Genomic DNA, 18,015 nt, shown 5'->3' on the forward strand with positions numbered 1-18,015 from the left:
CCGTCCCACGGGCCCTGGGGGCCGGGCGCCCCGGCGGGTCGTGCGAGACTTGCCGGTGTGAGTGCCAACGCAAGCCCGACGGGCCAGACGCCGACCGCGACCCCCGAGCCCGCCAGGAACGAAGCAGTCCAGGAATCGGCCTTCCTCAAGGCGTGCCGGCGCGAGCCCGTGCCGCACACGCCGGTGTGGTTCATGCGGCAGGCCGGGCGCTCACTGCCGGAGTACCGCAAGGTCCGCGAGGGCATCGGGATGCTCGACTCCTGCATGCGCCCCGAGCTGGTCACCGAGATCACGCTCCAGCCGGTGCGCCGCCACCGGGTCGACGCGGCGATCTACTTCAGCGACATCGTCGTCCCGCTCAAGGCCATCGGCATCGACCTCGACATCAAGCCCGGCATCGGCCCGGTCGTCGAGCGGCCCGTGCGCACCCGCGCCGACCTCGCCCGGCTGCGCGACCTCACCCCTGAGGACGTCTCCTACGTCACCGAGGCGATCGGCATGCTGACCCGTGAGCTCGGGTCCACCCCGCTGATCGGCTTCGCGGGCGCCCCGTTCACCCTCGCGAGCTACCTCGTCGAGGGCGGCCCGTCCCGCACGTACGAGAACGCCAAGGCGATGATGTACGGCGACCCCGGGCTCTGGGCCGACCTGCTCGACCGCCTCGCCGACATCACGGCCGCGTTCCTCGAGGTGCAGATCGCGGCCGGCGCCTCCGCCGTCCAGCTCTTCGACTCCTGGGCCGGCGCGCTCGCCCCCTCCGACTACCGGCGCTCGGTGCTGCCCGCCTCGGCGAAGGTGTTCCGCAAGGTCGCCGGCCACGGCGTCCCGCGCATCCACTTCGGCGTCGGCACCGGCGAGCTGCTGGGGCTCATGGGCGAGGCCGGCGCGGACGTCGTCGGCGTCGACTGGCGCGTCCCGATGGACGAGGCCGCCCGCCGGGTCGGCCCCGGCAAGGCGCTCCAGGGCAACCTGGACCCGACCGTGCTGTTCGCCGGCCGGGAGGCCGTCGAGACGAAGGCGCGGGAGGTCCTGGAGGCGGCCGCCGGCCTGGAGGGCCATGTCTTCAACCTCGGCCACGGCGTCATGCCGTCCACCGACCCGGACGCCCTGACCCACCTCGTGGAGTACGTCCACACGCGGACCGCGCGCTGACCCACCGCGTGCGCGCCGCACGCGCGTCGGAACCCGGGAGCGGGGTACTGGGCACCCGGTGCCCGCCACGTCCGCTCCCGGGCACGGGCAGGTGGAGGCCTCATGAGGCTCGAGATGTTCGACCCCGCCCCGATCGGCGTGATCTTCACCCAGGGGCCGGAGCACCGGCTCGCGTACACCAACGCCCTCCACCGGCGGATCTTCGGCGACCGTCCGCTCGGCCGGACGGTCCGCGAGGCCTTCCCCGACCTCGCGCAGTCCGGCTACTTCGACCTCTTCGACCGGGTCCTCGCCACGGGCGCGGCCGAAGTCCTCACCGCCGTGCCCGTCGACCTGGCCTTCCCCGACGCCTCGCACGAGGGCCCGCGCTACTTCACCTTCAGCATCTCCCGCGCCACGATGAGCGACGGCCGGCAGGGCGTGCTCGGCGTGATCGTGGAGGTCACCGAGCAGGTGACCGGCGCGGAACGGATCCGCGTCCTGTCCGAGGAGCGCCGCCGCGCGCTGCAGCGCTACCGCAGTCTGGTGGACGCCGGGTCCCAGGTGGTGTGGGTGACCGGCCCCAAGGGCGGGGTGACCGAGCCGAGTCCCGGCTGGCAGCGGGTGACCGGGCAGAGCTGGGAGGAGTTCCGCGGCGACGGGTGGATCGACGCCGTCCACCCCGACGACCGGGCCGCCGCCGTCGAGTCGTGGCAGCGGGCGCTGGACGAGCAGGCGTCCCGCTGGACCCACACCTACCGGCTGCGGCTGGCCGCCGGCGGCTACCGGCACTTCGCCGTCGACGCCGCGCCGGTGCGCGACGGGGACACGGTGATCGAGTGGGTGGGCACCTGCGCGGACGTCGAGCAGGAGTGGCGGGAGATCCGCCGTGAGGAACTGCTGGTGCGGGCCGCCACCGCCACGGCCGGCATCGTGCGGCTGGAGGAGATGCTCACCGCCCTCGCCGGTGTGATCGTGCCCGACATCACCGACACCTGCATCGTCTACCTGCTGCCGCACGTCCTGCACCGCCCGCCGGGCACCCCGCTCACCGCCGAACGGGTCGCCGCCCTCACCCGTCCGGGGCTGCCGGACCCGCCCCCGCACCGCGAGGAGCACCTGGAGCCCGGCAGCCCGCTGGCCCGCGCCGCCGACCGGCGCAGCCCGCTGCACGCCGTCTTCCCGCCCGGTGAGCCCCCGCCAGGACTCGCTCCGTCCGACGGCGAGACCTGGCTGGCCGAGGACGCCAACAGCGTCGTCCTGCTCCCCGTCGTGGTCGACGGCACCACCGCCGCCCTGGTCACCGTGTCCGTCAGCGGCGACCGCCCGCCCCTGGGCCGGACCGAGATCGAGCTGCTGGGCACGCTCCTGGAGCGGGCCCACGTCCCCCTCCGCAACGCCCTGGAGTACCAGCGCACCCGGCAGGTGGCGCTGGCCCTCCAGCGCAGCCTGCTCACCGATCCGCCCGACGTGCCCGGCCTCGACATCGCCGTCCGCTACCGGCCCAGCACCGCCGCCGCCGAGGTCGGCGGCGACTGGTACGACTCGTTCGTGCTGCGCGACGGCGCCACCGTCCTCACCATCGGCGACGTCTCCGGCCACGACCTGCCCGCCGCCGTCACCATGAGCCAGCTGCGCAACATGCTCCGCGGACTCACCCTGGACCGCCAGGAACCGACCGGCACGATTCTGAGCCGGCTGGACGTCTCCGTGCAGACCCTCTACCTGGAGTGCACCGCGACCTGCGTCCTGGCCCGGGTCGAACGCCCCGCCCCCGGCCGTTTCCAGCTCGCCTACTCCGTGGCGGGACACCCGCCGCCGCTGCTGGTCGGGGCGGACGGCGCCGCGCGCTTCCTGACCGGGGCCCGCTCCCCGATGCTCGGGCTGGACCCCCGGGCCGAGCACACCGGCGCCGTGGAGCCGCTGCGGCCCGGCGCGACCCTGCTGCTGTACACCGACGGGCTGGTGGAGCGCCGCGACGAGGACCTCACGGCCGGCCTGGAGCGGCTGCGCCGGCACGCGACGGCGGCCGTCCACAGCCCGCTGGAGGCCTTCTGCGACGCGCTGCTCGCCGACCAGCTGACCGTGGACAACGACGACGACGTGGCCATGCTGGCCCTGCGCCTGCCCGCGTCCCTCCCGGCCGGGTGAGCGGTGTGCCGGCACGGGCCGGCCCGCGTCCCGGTCACCGTCGCCGCTGCGCGTCCTCGTGCGGCCCCCGCGGGGGACCCGCCGCGCGTGGTGGCCGGAGCGGGCGGGCCGTCGACCGCGGGTCGACGGTGAGGGCGCATCCCAGGGGTGAGACGAGGGAGCGCAGCGCGGCGGCGGAGAGCCTGATCCAGGGGTGGTCCCGGCCGAGGGCCGCCAGCAGCCGTACGGAGGTGGTGAAGGCGACGGCCGTACGGCGCCCGGAGGGAGTGCGGAAGAAGCAGGTCACGAGGTAGCCGCGTTCCGGACGGACGGGTACGTACAGCGGACCGTCCGGCACGTCGGGCGCGGCCCCGGGGCCGTTTCGGGGATCCGTCACGCTTCACCTCACCGGCGTGAAGTCCCGCGCTCCGATGAACTCCGGTCGCCGGACCGGCGCCGCGAAGGGCTCGACGGCCGTGTTCTCGACGCTGTTGAAGACGATGAAGACGTTGCTGCGGGGGAAGGGGGTGATGTTGTCGCCGGAGCCGTGCATGGCGTTGCAGTCGAACCAGGTGGCCGAGCCGGCCTTGCCGGTGAACAGCCTGATGCCGTACTCCGCGGCCATCTTCGTCAGCGCCTCGTCGGAGGGGGTGCCGGCGTCCTGCATCTGCAGGGACTTCTTGTAGTTGTCCTTCGGCGTGGCCCCCGCGCAGCCGAGGAACGTCTTGTGCGATCCCGGCATGATCATGAGGCCGCCGTTGGTGTCGTGGTTCTCGGTGAGCGCGATCGAGACCGAGACGGTGCGCATGCGCGGCAGGCCGTCCTCGGCGTGCCAGGTCTCGAAGTCGGAGTGCCAGTAGAAGCCGCTGGCGCCGAAGCCGGGCTTGACGTTGATCCGGGACTGGTGGACGTAGACGTCGGAGCCGAGGATCTGCCGGGCGCGGCCGACGACCCGCTCGTCGCGCACCAGCTTCGCGAAGACCTCGCTGATCTTGTGCACTTCGAAGACGGAGCGGATCTCCTTGGACTTCGGCTCGACGATGGAGCGCTCGTCGGCGCGGATCTTCGGGTCGCCGGTCAGCCGCTCCAGCTCGCGCCGGTACTCGTCGACCTCGTCCGGTGCGATGAGCTGGTCGACGGCGAGGAAGCCGTCGCGCTCCAGGGCCCGCAGGTCGGCGGCCGGGACGGGGCCGGGGGTGTCGGGGGAGGCCCAGACGACCGGGTCCTTGCGGGGGGTGGCCACCTCGGTGGCGCCGCGGGTGGGGTAGAGGTCGGTGACGTGCGGGGCGGTGGTCGTGGTCACGGTGACTCACACCTCCTCGGTGAGCAGGGGGTAGACGCCGTTCTCGTCGTGGTCCTCGCGTCCGGTGACGGGCGGGTTGAAGACGCAGATGCAGTGGAAGTCCTCCTTGACCTTGAGCGTGTGCCGCTCGTGGCCGTCGAGGAGGTACATGGTCCCGGGGGTGATGGTGTGGGTCTTGCCGGTCTCGTGGTCGGTCAGTTCGGCCTCGCCCCGGGTGCAGACGACGGCCTCGATGTGGTTGGCGTACCACATCGACGTCTCCGTGCCCGCGTACAGGATCGTCTCGTGCAGGGAGAAGCCGACCTTCTCCTTGGCGAGGACGATGCGCTTGCTCTCCCAGGTGCCGGACGCCGATTTCACGTGCCGGTCGGTGCCTTCGATCTCCTTGAACGAACGCACGATCACGGTGGTGTCACCTTTCTTCCTTCTTCCGCGGGCGGGACCGATCGCCCGCGCGACCCGTGGCGCCGTGCGCGCTCAGTGGCGAGGGGCCCGCGGCGAAGGACCGGTCTCCCGCACCGCCCGGGCGAACAGTGCGATCCCCTCCTCGAGTTCCTCGTCGCCGACGGTCAACGGCGGGAAGAGTTTCGCGACTTCGTCCTCGGGGCCCGACGTCTCCAGGAGCAGCCCCAGTTCGAAGGCGCGGGCGCAGACGCGGGAGGCGCGTGCGGCGTCGGCGAACTCCACACCCCACGCCAGGCCACGGCCGCGCACGCCGGAGGCGCGGACCTGCCCCTCGGCGGCGACGGCGTCCAGGGCCTGCCCGATCTCCTCGCCGCGGGCCAGGGTCTGCTTCTCCAGCCCGCCGTCGCGCCAGTACTCCTCCAGCGCGGCGGTGGCCGTCACGAAGGCCGGGTTGAAGCCGCGGAAGGTGCCGTTGTGCTCCCCGGGTTCCCAGACGTCCAGTTCGGGCCGGAACAGGGTCAGCGCCATCGGCAGCCCGTAGCCGCTGATGGACTTCGACAGGGTGACGACGTCCGGCGTGATGCCGGACTCCTCGAAGGAGAAGAACGCTCCGGTGCGGCCGCAGCCCATCTGGATGTCGTCGACGATCAGGAGCATGTCGTGGCGCCGGCACAGCTCGGCGAGATCACGCAGCCACTCGGCCCGCGCCACGTTGATCCCGCCCTCGCCCTGCACCGCCTCCACGATCACGGCCGCGGGGGTGTCCAGGCCGGAACCCCCGCCCTCCAGCGACCGCTCGAGCCACGAGAAGCCGGACGTCCGGTCGTCCAGCGGGTCGTCGAAGGGCATGGGGGTGGCGTGCACCAGCGGAACGCCCGCGCCCGCCCGCTTGAAGGCGTTGCCGGTGACGGCGAGGGAGCCCAGCGACATGCCGTGGAAGGCGTTGGTGAAGAAGACGACGGATTCCCGGCCCTTCACCTTGCGGGCCAGCTTCAGGGCCGCCTCGACGGCATTGGTTCCGGCGGGCCCCGGGAACATCACCTTGTACGGCAGTTCGCGCGGCTCGAGCACGATCTCCTGGAAAGTCTCGAGGAAAGTCCGCTTGGCGACCGTCGACATGTCGAGGGCGTGAGTGACGCCGTCCTTGTCGAGATAGTCGAGGAGTGCCCGTTTGAGGACCGGATTGTTGTGCCCGTAGTTCAGTGCGCCCGCACCGGAGAAGAAGTCCAGGTACGGTCGGCCGTTCTCGTCGTACAGCCGGCTTCCGCTGGCGCGGTCGAATATGACGGGCCAGTTGCGGAGATAACTGCGCACTTCGGACTCGAGCGTTTCGAAGACGTCCCGGTCGGAATCGACGAATGCCATGGGGACTCGCTCCTCCGGAGGGGAAAGGGGAAGGAAGGGGGAGAAGGGGAGGGAAAGGGAGGGAAGGGGAATACCGGTTTCGTCGGTCACGCCCACTGCCGGCGCAGCGGGCCGATGCGGTACAGGAACTCGGTCTCATGGGCGTCGGGAAAAAGCTCCGCGGGGAACAGCACATTCCTTTCGAGCGGCGCCGCGTGCCGCTCGGCGAACGACCGGAACAGCCGGTCCGACGCGGTGTTGTCCGCGCTGATGGTCGTCTCCAGGTACCGGAGGGCGCCGCCGGCCGCCAACCGGGCGGCGAGGTGGTCCAGCAGGGCACTGGCGACGCCGTGTCCCCGTCGCTCCCGATCCACGGCGATCTGCCAGACGGCGAGGGTGCCGGGCTGCTCGGGGCGGTGGAACCCCGTGACGAACCCGACCGGCGCGCCACCGTTCTGCAAAGCCACCGCGGACGTGCGGGCGAATTCCCTGAACCACAGCAGGTAACTGTAGGAGGAGTTCACGTCGAGCACCCCGGAATCGCGGGCGATGCGCCATGCCGCGGACCCGTTCTCGACCGTGGGAGCTGTCATGACCAGTGTGTCCATGAAACACACCCCGCTCTCCCCGTGCGAACCGACCTCTGCGGTTGATTGCGCCCGGATTGACTCGCGTGTCTTCCGTGTCCGCCGGGATTTCCCGCTCCGGTGGGGCGCCTGCCCCGCGGGGAGCGCCCATGTCCCGGCTGTCCGTGTGGGAACGCAGGTCGAACGCCACCGGACCGATGCTACGTCCGTGAGGCTGCGGAAGACCAGACGGGTAGGCCCGTTTAAATGCGAGGAACAGGGAAACCCCCTCGCCGGTCGCGGGGAAACCGGAAAAGCGCGGCTTGTTCCACGAGGCCTTTCCGTGGAGGGCGGCGGAATTCTATCAATCGGCGCCCGGATCGGCGAGGCGGAACGGCCCGGCGCACCGCGGAACGGCGCTTCCCGGGCGCGGCGGGCGCCTACCGGGCCCGCCGGCCGAAGAGGACGCCGCGCGGCTCGGGCGGCGGGGGAGTGCCGGGCTTGAGCGGCCAGGCGAGCAGCATGCCGGCCACGAAGCCGACGACGTGCGCCGCGTACGCCACCGTCCCGGCGTCGGCGACGCCCCGGCCCGACGAGTACACCGCCTGGAGCACGAACCACAGGCCCAGCACGATCCAGGCCGGCAGCCGCAGCGGCAGGAAGATCAGGAACGGCACCAGCACCCAGACCCGCGCCTTCGGATACAGCACCAGATAGGCGCCCAGTACCCCGGCGACGGCCCCGGAGGCGCCGATCAGGGGCTCGCCCGAGCCGGCGTCGAGCAGGGCGAAGCCGTACGAGGCGGCGTAACCGCAGACGAGGTAGAAGAGCAGGAAGCGCACGTGCCCCATGCGGTCCTCGACGTTGTTGCCGAAGATCCACAGGAAGAGCATGTTGCCCAGCAGATGCAGCCAGCCGCCGTGCAGGAACATCGCCGTCAGGACGCTCAGCTCCGGCGACTTGTCGTAGCCCGGCGGGCCGATCACGCACCCGGGCCCCTGCGGTCCCACCCCGGTGCCGCCCGTGGGCACCAGGTCCGGCATCCGGTGGTGGATCAGCTCCCGCGGCACCACCGCGTAGCGGTCCAGGAACGCCTGGAGACGGCACAGGTCGGCCAGATCGCTCCCGCCGGTCAGCGAACCGACGACCCCCGGTGTGAGGGCGACGAAGACGACGACGTCGGCGGCGAGGAGCGCGTACGTCACCCAGGGGGTGCGCCGCGCCGGGTTCACGTCATGGACGGGGATGACCACGTCCCCACTAGTGCCCGGACGGCGGTCGGTGAATCCGCGACGCCGCTGAACACCGCCGTCCGGCCGTGCGTATGACTCGTCGACCGCCCGCGGCCCGGGGAAGGGGCCGCGGGGCCGACGTGAGGAGACTGGCGATGAACGACCGAGCGACTCCCGCGATGCACGCCCTGCCCGACGGCGAGGCCGAGCTCACGCTCGTGGTGCGCCTCCCGTGGGAGGACGTCGCCCGGCTCGGCCAGGAGGCGGGGCGGCTCGCCTCGCAGACGCGGCGGCCGGTGACGCTGGACGAGGCGGTGAGCCACCGGTTGCGTTCCGTGCGGGGGGCCGCGCACGCGAAGCCGACGGCGCAGGCGCCGGTTCCGGACGCCGGCGCGTCGGTGTCGTCGCTGCCGTCGCGCCCCCCGGCGGAGCAGGCGCGGCAGGCGGTCGAGAGGATCAACGGGACGGCGTGAGGGCTGTTGCGGCGGCGCCGTGGGCGCGGGGCCGTGTGCGGAGTGCGCGTCCGCCGCGGCCGGCCGCGCCCACGCGGCGGGGCCGCGCACCGGCTCGGCCCCGCGCCCCTCGTCACCAGGCGGGCCCGATCTTCGCCGTCGCCTTGCGGGCCGCCACCAGGACCGGGTCCCAGACCGGGGAGAAGGGCGGGGCGTAGCCCAGGTCCAGGGCCGTCATCCGTTCCACCGTCATGCCAGCCGTGAGGGCGACCGCCGCGATGTCGACGCGTTTGCCCGCGCCCTCCCGGCCGACGATCTGGACGCCGAGGAGCCGGCCGGTGCGCAGTTCGGCGAGCATCTTCACCGTCATGGGGGAGGCGTCCGGGTAGTAGCCCGCGCGGCTGGTCGACTCGATGGTGACCGCCTCGAACCGCAGGCCCACGCGGCGGGCGTCCTTCTCCCGCAGCCCGGTGCGCGCGATCTCCAGGTCGCACACCTTGCTGACCGCCGTGCCGACCACGCCCGGGAAGGTGGCGTAGCCGCCGCCGACGCCCGCGCCGATGATCTGGCCGTGCTTGTTGGCGTGCGTGCCCAGCGGGATGTGCCGCTGCTGTCCGGAGACCAGGTCGAGGACCTCCACGCAGTCGCCGCCGGCCCAGACGTTCTCGTGTCCGCGCACCCGCATCGACCGGTCGGTGAGCAGTCCGCCGTGTTCTCCGAGGGGGAGTCCGGCGGCCCGCGCGAGGGCCGTCTCGGGGCGCACCCCGATGCCGAGCACGACGACGTCCGCCGGATACTCGGCGTCCCCGGTGACGACCGCCCTCACCCCGCCGTCGTCCCCCGTGAGCAGCCCGGTGACCTCGGCGTCGTTCACCATGGTGATGCCCATGCCCTCCATGGCCTCGCGCACCAGGCGCCCCATGTCGGGGTCGAGGGTCGCCATGGGCTCCTCGCCGCGGTTGACGACCGTCACCTCGTAGCCGCGTTTGATCATCGCCTCGGCCATCTCCACGCCGATGTAACCCGCTCCGACGACCACCGCGCGGCGCCCGCGCGTGCGGGACAGCGTGTCGAGGAGGGCCTGTCCGTCGTCGAGGGTCTGCACGCCGTGCACCCCGGGGGCGTCCATGCCGGGCAGCTCCGGGCGGATCGGCCGCGCGCCGGTCGCGATCACCAGTTTGTCGTACGACGTCCAGGACTCGGCGCCGGAGCCGACGTCCCGCGCGCGTACCCGTCCGCGGTCGAGGTCGATCTCCGTGACCTCGGTGCGCAGCCGCAGGTCGATGTCCCGCGCGCGGTGCTCCTCGGCGGTGCGCGCGATCAGCCGGTCCCGGTCGGGGACGTCGCCGCCCACCCAGTAGGGGATGCCGCACGCCGAGAAGGAGGTGAAGTGACCGCGTTCGAACGCCACGATCCCCAGTTCGTCCGGGCCCTTCAGCCGACGGGCCTGTGACGCCGCGGACATCCCCGCGGCGTCACCGCCGATCACCACCAGGCGTTCCCGCGCACCGCGCGCATCGCTCGTGTTCATGCGCACACGCTACGGCGGCGGGGGGACGCAGGGCCCGCCCGAGGGTCCTTCAGCCCTCCCCGCCCCCGTCGGACGCCCGGCGGGACGTCGACGACGGCGCCGGCGGGGCCGCCGGCAGCGGGCCCGGGGCGCCCGTCACGGGCGCCGGCTCCGGCCGCCGCGGCAGCCGGGGGCGTACGGCCTTCTGCCACAGCAGGGCGAGGAGCGCCGCCACCACCGCGAACGGCAGCACCGCGCCGAACGCCACCGCCAGCCAGCGCAGCATCGTCACGAACGCGTCCCAGCCGCCCGCGAGGGCGTCCGTGAAGCCGGGACCGTCGTCGTCCCGCGCGGCCTCCACCGGCGTCCCGGACAGGGACAGGGTGATGGTGGCCAGACCCGTGCGGTCCTTCAGGGACGCCTGCTGGGCGAGCAGGGCCTCCAGGTCGGCCTGGCGGCTGCTCAGCTCGCCCTCCAGGGTGACCACGTCACTGAGCTTGCCGGCCCGGTCCATCAGCTCGCGGATGCGGGCCACGCTGGCCCGCTGGGTCGTGATCCGGCTCTCCACGTCGACCACCTGGTCGGTGACGTCCCGCGCCTTGGCGCTGCGCTCGAGGAGCTCGCCCGTGCCCGCCAGGTCGGCGAGGACCTCGTCGTACTTCCCGACGGGCACGCGCAGCACCACACGCGTGTGCTCGTGGCCCTCCTCGTCCCGGTCGGTGGTCTCGTCGCCGACGTAGCCGCCCGCGTCCCCGGCCGTCGCCCGGGCCTCCTCCAGCGCCTTCGGGACGTCCTTCACCCGCACGGTCAGGGAGGCGGTGCGGATGATGTGGTGCGCGGTGGCCTTCGGCGGCGCGGTCGCCCTCGCGCCGTCCGCCGAACCGCCCGGGGCGCCCTGCTCCGCGTCCCCCCGGGCCGCCTCCTGCCCGTACGCCGGCGCGGCGGCCTTGTCGGCGGCCCCGGACCCGGCGGAGTCGTCGCTCGCGCCGCTGCACCCGCCGACGGCGAGGGCCGCCGCCAGCAGCACTCCGGACAGGGCGTGGACGGGTCGTACGGATCGTCGTGTGCGCATGTGGGGCTCCCCCGGGTGGTGATGACCGACGTTCCTTCGACGCGGGAGGGGAGCGGGACGTTGGCGCCGGACGGTCCCGATGCGGTCACGGTAGGGACTCGACAGGGCCACATGGCCCTGGCGGACGTGCCGGCGGCGTTTGAGAAGGTGGGAGGCATGAGCGGATCACACACGGGCCCCGGGCGGCACGTCGTCGTCGTCGGGGCCGGAATCGCCGGGCTGGCCGCCGCCCACCGGCTGCGGGAGCACGGGGCGCGGGTCACCGTGCTGGAGGCCTCGGACCGGGTCGGCGGCAAGCTGCTGCCGGGAGAGATCGCGGGCGCGCGCGTCGACCTCGGCGCCGAGTCGCTGCTGGCCCGCCGCCCCGAGGCGGTGGAGCTCGCCCGCGCGGTGGGCCTCGCCGACCGGCTCCGGCCGCCGGCCACCGCCACCGCCTCGCTGTGGACCCGCGGCGCCCTGCGTCCCATGCCCAAGGGCCACGTCATGGGCGTGCCCGGTACCGCCGAAGCCCTCGCCGGCGTCCTGTCCGAGGAGGGGCTGGCCCGCATCGGGCGCGACGCCGACCTGCCCCGCACCGAGGTCGGCGACGACGTGGCCGTCGGTGAGTACGTGTCCGCGCGCGTCGGCCGCGAGGTCGTCGACCGCCTGGTGGAGCCCCTGCTCGGCGGGGTGTACGCGGGCGACGCGTACCGCATCTCGATGCGCTCGGCGGTCCCGCAGCTCTTCGAGGCCGCCCGCACCCACACCTCCCTCACCGAGGCGGTCCGCGACATCCAGGCCAGGTCCGCCGCCTCGGCGCGGACCGGCCCCGTCTTCACGGGCATCGCCGGCGGAGTGGGCACCCTCCCGCTCGCGGTCGCCGACGCGCTGCGGGCGGGCGGCGCGGAGATCCTCACCGGCACGCCGGCCACGGAGCTGCGCCGGGAGACGCGGGACGGCTGGCGGGTCGTCGCCGGGGACCGCGTCCTGCACGCCGACGCGGTCGTCGTCGCCGTCCCCGCCCCGGCCGCCGCCGGCCTGCTGCGCGCCGAGGCGCCCGGCGCCGCCGCCGAGCTCTCCGGCGTCGAGTACGCCTCCATGGCGCTGATCACCCTCGCCTACCGCCGCGCGGAGACCGCTCTGCCCGAGGGCAGCGGGTTCCTGGTGCCGCCCGTCGACGGGCACACCATCAAGGCGTCCACCTTCGCCTCCGCCAAATGGGGCTGGATCGCCGAGGAGAACCCGGACCTGGTCGTCCTGCGCACCTCCGTGGGCCGCCACGGCGAGACGGAGATCCTCCGCCGCGACGACGACGGCCTCGTGGAGGTCTCCCGGCACGACCTGAAGGCCGCCGTCGGCCTGGACGCCACTCCGGTCGCCACCCGCGTCACCCGCTGGCAGGACGGACTGCCCCAGTACCCCGTCGGCCACCATGCGCGCGTGGCCCGCGTCCGCGAGCACCTCGCGGGCCTCGCCGGGCTCGCCGTGTGCGGCGCGGCCTACGACGGCGTCGGCGTCCCCGCGTGCATCGCGAGCGCGCACGCCGCCGCCGACCAGATCCACGGTGACCTGCGCGCGGTACAGCGGCTCACCGCCCACCCGGTGCAAAGCCTCCACGGAGGAGCAGGAGAATGAGGGACATGAGCGACGACACCACCCCCGCACCCGACCGGATCCCGAACAAGGGCAAGCTGGCCAAGGACCTCAACGAGGTCATCCGCTACACCCTCTGGTCCGTCTTCAGGCTGAAGGACGTCCTGCCGGAGGACCGCACCGGGTACGCCGACGAGGTCCAGGAGCTGTTCGACCAGCTCGCCGCCAAGGACGTCACCGTCCGCGGCACCTACGACCTGTCGGGCCTGCGCGCGGACGCCGACCTCATGATCTGGTGGCACGCCGAGACCGCCGACCAGCTCCAGGCGGCCTACAACCTCTTCCGCCGCACCAGGCTGGGCCGCGCCCTGGAGCCGGTCTGGTCGAACATGGCGCTGCACCGGCCCGCCGAGTTCAACCGCTCGCACATCCCGGCGTTCCTCGCCGACGAGACGCCCCGCGCCTACGTGAGCGTCTACCCCTTCGTGCGCTCCTACGACTGGTACCTGCTGCCCGACGAGGACCGCCGGCGCATGCTCGCCGACCACGGCAAGATGGCCCGCGGCTACCCGGACGTGCGCGCCAACACGGTCGCCTCGTTCTCGCTGGGCGACTACGAGTGGATCCTCGCCTTCGAGGCCGACGAGCTGGACCGGATCGTCGACCTCATGCGCCACCTGCGCGGCTCGGAGGCCCGGATGCACGTCCGCGAGGAGGTCCCGTTCTTCACGGGCCGCCGCAAGGACGTCGCGGAACTGGTCGCGGGCCTGGCCTGATCAGACGGCGGGCCGGTCCTCCCCGGCCCGCCGCTCCTCCGGCGCCGGCTCCGGTTCCGGGTGCGGTGCGCACGAGGCGCGCCGCCCCGGGACGCGGCCGTCCAGCAGGTACGCCTCCAGATGGCCGTGCACACAGGCGTTGGCCCCGCCCACGAGGCCGTGGCTGCCGGCGTCCCGCTCGGTCACCAGCGCCGATCCCGCCAGCCGCCGGTGCAGCTCCAGGGCGCCGTCGTACGGGGTGGCCGCGTCCCGCTCCGCCGCCAGGATCAGCGTCGGCGGCAGCTCACCGCCGCCCGCGCGCACGTCCAGCGGCCGCTGCCGGGGCGCCCGCCAGTAGGCGCACGGCAGGTTGGTCCACACATTGCCCCAGGTCTCGAAGGGCGCGCGGCGCGCGAGCCGGGTGTTGTCCCGGTCCCACACCGCCCAGTCCGTCGGCCAGGGCGCGTCGTTGCACTCCACGGCGAGGTACACCGCCCGCGCGTTCTCCGCCTCCGCCGCCGCCTCCGGGTACTCCTGGGCCTGTTCGACCAGCGGCGCGGGATCGCCCTTCAGGTACGCCGACAGCGCGTGCGCCCGGTGCGGCCAGTGGTCGTCGTAGTACCCGGCCTTCAGGAACGCCGCCTGCAACTGCTCAGGACCGACCTTCCCGCCGGCCGGTTCCTCCGCCAGCCGCGCACGGGCCCTGTCGTAACCGGCCTGCACCTCGCGTGCCGTGTCCCCCAGCCCGTACACGCCGTCGTGCCGGGCGACCCAGGCCCGGAAGTCCGCCCAGCGGTCCTCGAACGCCGCCGACTGGTCGAGGTTGTTGCGGTACCAGATCCGCTCCGGGTCCGGGTTCACCGCCGAGTCGAACACCATCCGCCGTACGTGCGAGGGGAACAGCGTGGCGTACAGCGCCCCGAAGTACGTGCCGTACGACGAGCCCAGGAACGTCAGCCGGTCCTCGCCGAGCGCGGCGCGCAGGACGTCCAGGTCGCGGGCGTTGTTGAGCGAGTTGTAGTGCCGCAGCGCGTCGCCGTTGCGCTCGGCGCAGCCCCGCGCGTACGCCTCGGCCCGCGCGACGCGCTCCCGCTTGTCCGCCGGCGAGGGGTGGACCGGAGCCTTCGAGGGGCCCTTGAAGAACGTCGCCGGGTCCGTGCAGGACAGCGGCGCCGAACGGCCCACTCCGCGCGGGGCGTAGCCGACGAGGTCGTACGCCGCGGCGAGGCGCTTCCACCCGGGCAGTGCGCCCATCATGGGGAAGTACATGCCGGTGGCGCCCGGTCCGCCCGGGTTGTGGACCAGGGCCCCCTGCCGGGGCACCTCGCGCTCGCTGTCCCCGGGGTCCTTCCCGGTGGCCCGGGCGCGGCTGACGGTGAGTTCGATCTGCTCGCCGTCGGGGCGGGCGTAGTCGAGCGGGACGCGCAGCGTGCCGCACCGGACGGTGTCCGGCAGTTCCTGCCCGGCGGGGCAGGCGCCGAAGTCGATGCCCCGGGCCGCGGCCCGCGCGGCGGCCGTCGCGGTGCCGCGCAGCTCGGCGTCGGCGGGTCCCGCGCCGGCCGGCGCGGCGGCCAGGGTGGTGAGCAGCAAGGACCCGGCGGCCACGTGGACGGCGGCGGCAGTTCTCATCGACGGACGATCCCTTCGGTGCACGGTGGCGACAAAAGGGATGTTTCGCCCGGCGTTGGCCTGAGGCAAGCACCGCACGCCGGGGTGTCGGCGTCAATGCCCCCCAGGAGGCACCCGGTGGGCGAAGGCCGCGCGCAGTTCCGGCTCGCCCACCGCGCGGATGCCGTGCACCGCGACGGAGGTGAGGTACGCACGGTCGTCACCGGCGTCTCCGGCGTCGCGGGGCAGCGCGCCCAGCAGACGCTGACCGGCCGGGGAGGCCCACGGCGAGTACGGGTGGACCTCGAACCGCGCGATGGCCAGACAGCCCAGCGTGAGGAGCAGCGGCAGCGCGAACCACAGCGCGACCAGCAGGCGCGGCATCTCCGACGGGACGGGCATGAGCAGGGCGGCCGTCGCCAGTCCCGCCACGGCCGGCACGGCGAGCCGTACCTGCCGCACCGCCCCGGCGACGGTCGTCCCACCGCCGTCGGGTACCGCCAGCCCGGCGCCGACCAGCCGTTCGGCGATCCCGCGCACGGCGTCCGCGGTCGCCGCGGCGGCCCGCACCGGCGCGATCGGCGACTGCCCCTGAGGCCCTATCGCCCCTATCACCGACCGCTCCATCTCGTCCCGCCCGCACGGATCGACGACCGTGGCCCAGCCGGTGTGCGCCAGCAGCAACCGCCGCTGACGGGCCATCGAGACGAGCGTGAGGTCGGCGACCCGCCCGGGACCACCGGAGAGGAACGCGGCCTCGTACAGCGTCAGACCGCGCCCCGCCCCCGCGTCGGGGCCGGCCGCGGCGGCGCCGCGCACGGCGGCCAGACACAGCCGCAGACACGTCACACCGGCGACGGCCCAGGCCAGGAGCAGAAGGGGGACCCAGAACATGAGTCGTTTGTAAACGCGTGCTCGCGACAACACCATGCCTTGTTCACGATCCGGGACGGAGTGTTGTGCGTATGTGACGTTCCGCTCGGATTGTCGGGCACCGGCGGTCAACGCCGCAGCAGCACCCGCCGGGTGGCCCGCGCCAGCCGCACCGCAGGCCGGTGCGACCGCGGCTCCGGTCCGGACCGCTCCAGCCACCACTCCCGCAGCGCGCGCCGCGCCGACGCGTCCCGCGGCCGCCCGGCCAGCACGTGCTCGGCGAAGTCCAGCGCGTCCCGCCGGTAGCCGCCGGTCATCGGCCGCGTCCGCGCGTACGCGAGGAAGGCGGCCCGGTACCCGTCCCCGAGGATCACCGGCAGTTCGGGCGCGACCTTGGCGACGACGTCGGCCCGCTTGGCGGCGAGCGCCCGCGCCTGCACGCCCATCCGCACCCGGTCGAACCCCTCCGGTACGGGCGCCTGGGCCACCAGCGCGGACAGCACCGCCGTCTGCGCGAGCGCGAGCCGCTCCCGGGCGGCGCCGAGGGAGCCCCGCCGCGGCTCGGGGCGGACGCCCGTGACCGGCGCCGCGCCCGCGCCCCGGCGCCGCGCCCCCTCCTCGACCGCGTGCCGGATCGCGCCCAACTCCCGCTCCATCTCCTCCGCTTCCGGGAAGTTCTCGTCCCGCTCCAGCAGCACGCCGGGAGGGGAGACCCGGGAGGCGAGGTCGGTGAGGACGTCGAGCACGGGCCGCGGAACGGGGTGGGCGTGGCTGTCGTGCCACACGCCGTCCCGCTCGAACCCGCCCGCGACATGGACGTACGCGATGGCCTCCAGGGGCAGTCCGGCGAGCGCCTCGGCCGGGTCCTCGCCCCGGTTGACGTGGTTGGTGTGCAGGTTGGCGACGTCGACGAGGAGCCGTACGCCGGTCCGGTCGGCCAGCTCGTACAGGAACTGCCCCTCGGTCATCTCCTCGCCCGGCCACGAGAACAGCGCGGCGATGTTCTCCACGGCGAGCGGCACGGGCAGCGCCTCCTGTGCGATGCGGACGTTCTCGCACAGCACGTCGAGGGCGTCACGGGTGCGCGGCACGGGCAGCAGGTGCCCGGCCTCGACCGGCGACGAGGCGGTCAGCGCCCCGCCCGCCCGGACGAACGCGATGTGCTCGGTGACGAGCGGCGACCCGAGCGCCCCCACCCGCTCGGCGAGGGCGGCCAGCCGCCCCTCGTCGGGCCGCTCGGCCCCGCCCAGACCCAGCGAGACCCCGTGCGGCACGACGGTCACCCCGCGCTCCCGCAACCGCACCAGCGACTCGGGCAGATGCCCCGGGCAGACGTTCTCGGCCACGACCTCGACCCAGTCGATCCCCGGCATGCCCTCGACGGCCTCCGCGATCTCCGGCCGCCACCCGATCCCCGTCCCCAACCGCACCATCGTCCCCTCCTCCACCGGTGTGTCCGGCCCCCGTAGGTGAGGGGGATATGGCCCCCCGGCACACCCCCGAACCGCGCCCCGGCCACCTTCAGAGGAACATTTGAGGTTGGGCGCGCGCCGGCCGGGCGAAGCCGGCGAGCACCCGGAAGCCGTCCTCCCGGAGTCCGGTCCGCGGATCGACATGGTGCAGCAGACCGGCCCCGGGGTGGTGGGCGGCCACGCACGCCCGGTCGAGCTCGCTCCGCTCGTCGTCCACCCAGGCGAACGGGCGCCCGTCGGCGTACTCCACGAGCGGACCGGTCTTCCAGCGCACTCCGTCGGGCCGCTCCCGGAGCAGGGCGTCGCCGAAGGCGACGAAGGACAGCGCGGGCAGCCCGGGCCGGGGTCCGATCCACCGGTTGGCGTCCCCCATCCAGGTCGTCGCCCAGCACAGCTCGTACCCGAGCCGGAGGAGAGCCGGCCCGTGCTCCGGCTCGAGCCACACGCGCAACGGCCGCCGGCGCGACGACAGCCGGCCCCCGCTCCACCGGCACCCTGAGCGTGACGTGCCCGGCGGGGTGCCTCTCCGGCCTGATTTCACGAGCAGTTCCCTGCTCCGTATCGCCGATGCCGCCACCGCCTCTCCGCCC

General features: G+C 73.9%; 16 protein-coding genes and 1 pseudogene. 5 read left to right on the forward strand and 12 right to left on the reverse strand.

Annotated elements, in window-relative coordinates:
• Positions 1–57 precede the first annotated feature (57 nt).
• Both hemE and ACZ8ZB_RS26985 read left to right on the forward strand, forming a co-directional pair.
• Positions 58–1,152 carry a uroporphyrinogen decarboxylase gene (gene hemE / locus ACZ8ZB_RS26980; protein ID WP_470740215.1) on the forward strand — a complete coding sequence of 365 codons (1,095 nt, stop codon included), beginning with the start codon at positions 58–60 and terminating at the stop codon, positions 1,150–1,152.
• A 102-nt stretch (positions 1,153–1,254) separates the two neighbouring features.
• A complete protein-coding gene (locus ACZ8ZB_RS26985; RefSeq protein WP_470740216.1) occupies positions 1,255–3,282 on the forward strand; it encodes a SpoIIE family protein phosphatase in 2,028 nt (675 codons plus the stop codon).
• A gap of 34 nt (positions 3,283–3,316) precedes the next feature.
• Here the strand turns inward: ACZ8ZB_RS26985 and ACZ8ZB_RS26990 are convergent, their stop codons facing one another.
• The 6 genes from ACZ8ZB_RS26990 to ACZ8ZB_RS27015 all read right to left on the reverse strand — a co-directional run bounded on the left by ACZ8ZB_RS26990 (position 3,317) and on the right by ACZ8ZB_RS27015 (position 8,132).
• A complete protein-coding gene (locus ACZ8ZB_RS26990; RefSeq protein WP_470740217.1) occupies positions 3,317–3,658 on the reverse strand; it encodes an SAV_915 family protein in 342 nt (113 codons plus the stop codon).
• A 3-nt stretch (positions 3,659–3,661) separates the two neighbouring features.
• Positions 3,662–4,564: an ectoine hydroxylase gene (thpD, locus tag ACZ8ZB_RS26995; RefSeq protein WP_470740218.1), complete on the reverse strand. Its 903-nt coding sequence runs from the start codon at positions 4,562–4,564 to the stop codon at positions 3,662–3,664.
• A 6-nt stretch (positions 4,565–4,570) separates the two neighbouring features.
• A complete protein-coding gene (locus ACZ8ZB_RS27000) occupies positions 4,571–4,969 on the reverse strand; it encodes an ectoine synthase (protein ID WP_470737011.1) in 399 nt (132 codons plus the stop codon).
• Between the two features lie 72 nt (positions 4,970–5,041).
• Entirely contained in the window at positions 5,042–6,334 is a 1,293-nt protein-coding gene (gene ectB / locus ACZ8ZB_RS27005) for a diaminobutyrate--2-oxoglutarate transaminase (protein WP_470740219.1), read from the reverse strand.
• Positions 6,335–6,420: 86 nt separating this feature from the next.
• On the reverse strand, positions 6,421–6,921 hold the full coding sequence (ectA, locus tag ACZ8ZB_RS27010) for a diaminobutyrate acetyltransferase (RefSeq protein WP_470740220.1): 501 nt from the start codon (positions 6,919–6,921) through the stop codon (positions 6,421–6,423).
• Between the two features lie 398 nt (positions 6,922–7,319).
• A complete protein-coding gene (locus ACZ8ZB_RS27015; protein WP_470740221.1) occupies positions 7,320–8,132 on the reverse strand; it encodes a rhomboid family intramembrane serine protease in 813 nt (270 codons plus the stop codon).
• A gap of 134 nt (positions 8,133–8,266) precedes the next feature.
• Here ACZ8ZB_RS27015 and ACZ8ZB_RS27020 point away from each other — a divergent pair, with 134 nt between their 5' ends.
• Positions 8,267–8,584, forward strand: coding sequence for a hypothetical protein (locus tag ACZ8ZB_RS27020; protein WP_470740222.1), 318 nt, complete (start codon positions 8,267–8,269; stop codon positions 8,582–8,584).
• A 112-nt stretch (positions 8,585–8,696) separates the two neighbouring features.
• On the opposite strand, the gene ACZ8ZB_RS27025 is transcribed toward ACZ8ZB_RS27020, so the two are convergent.
• Together ACZ8ZB_RS27025 and ACZ8ZB_RS27030 are read right to left on the reverse strand one after the other, a co-directional pair.
• Positions 8,697–10,094: an FAD-dependent oxidoreductase gene (locus ACZ8ZB_RS27025; protein WP_470740223.1), complete on the reverse strand. Its 1,398-nt coding sequence runs from the start codon at positions 10,092–10,094 to the stop codon at positions 8,697–8,699.
• 49 nt (positions 10,095–10,143) lie between these two features.
• Positions 10,144–11,145, reverse strand: a complete 1,002-nt coding sequence (locus tag ACZ8ZB_RS27030) for a DUF4349 domain-containing protein (protein ID WP_470740224.1) — start codon at positions 11,143–11,145, stop codon at positions 10,144–10,146.
• A 156-nt stretch (positions 11,146–11,301) separates the two neighbouring features.
• Between ACZ8ZB_RS27030 and hemG the strand changes: the two genes are divergently transcribed.
• Entirely contained in the window at positions 11,302–12,759 is a 1,458-nt protein-coding gene (gene hemG / locus ACZ8ZB_RS27035; RefSeq protein ID WP_470740225.1) for a protoporphyrinogen oxidase, read from the forward strand.
• 5 nt (positions 12,760–12,764) lie between these two features.
• On the forward strand, positions 12,765–13,493 hold the full coding sequence (hemQ, locus tag ACZ8ZB_RS27040; RefSeq protein WP_470740226.1) for a hydrogen peroxide-dependent heme synthase: 729 nt from the start codon (positions 12,765–12,767) through the stop codon (positions 13,491–13,493).
• On the opposite strand, the gene ACZ8ZB_RS27045 is transcribed toward hemQ, so the two are convergent.
• From ACZ8ZB_RS27045 to ACZ8ZB_RS27060, 4 genes and pseudogenes are all read right to left on the reverse strand, one after another.
• The gene (locus ACZ8ZB_RS27045; protein WP_470740227.1) at positions 13,494–15,101 is read right to left on the reverse strand and encodes an alpha/beta hydrolase; all 1,608 of its coding nucleotides are present in this window, start codon (positions 15,099–15,101) and stop codon (positions 13,494–13,496) included.
• 93 nt (positions 15,102–15,194) lie between these two features.
• On the reverse strand, positions 15,195–15,974 hold the full coding sequence (locus tag ACZ8ZB_RS27050) for a TIGR04222 domain-containing membrane protein (RefSeq protein WP_470740228.1): 780 nt from the start codon (positions 15,972–15,974) through the stop codon (positions 15,195–15,197).
• A 107-nt stretch (positions 15,975–16,081) separates the two neighbouring features.
• Positions 16,082–17,386 (reverse strand): MbnB/TglH/ChrH family RiPP precursor modification enzyme, encoded by a 1,305-nt coding sequence (locus ACZ8ZB_RS27055; protein ID WP_470740229.1) that lies wholly within the window; start codon positions 17,384–17,386, stop codon positions 16,082–16,084.
• An 88-nt stretch (positions 17,387–17,474) separates the two neighbouring features.
• A pseudogene (locus tag ACZ8ZB_RS27060) lies at positions 17,475–17,994 on the reverse strand (hypothetical protein).
• Positions 17,995–18,015 lie beyond the last annotated feature (21 nt).

It is taken from the genome of Streptomyces sp. 12E (genome assembly GCF_055633275.1).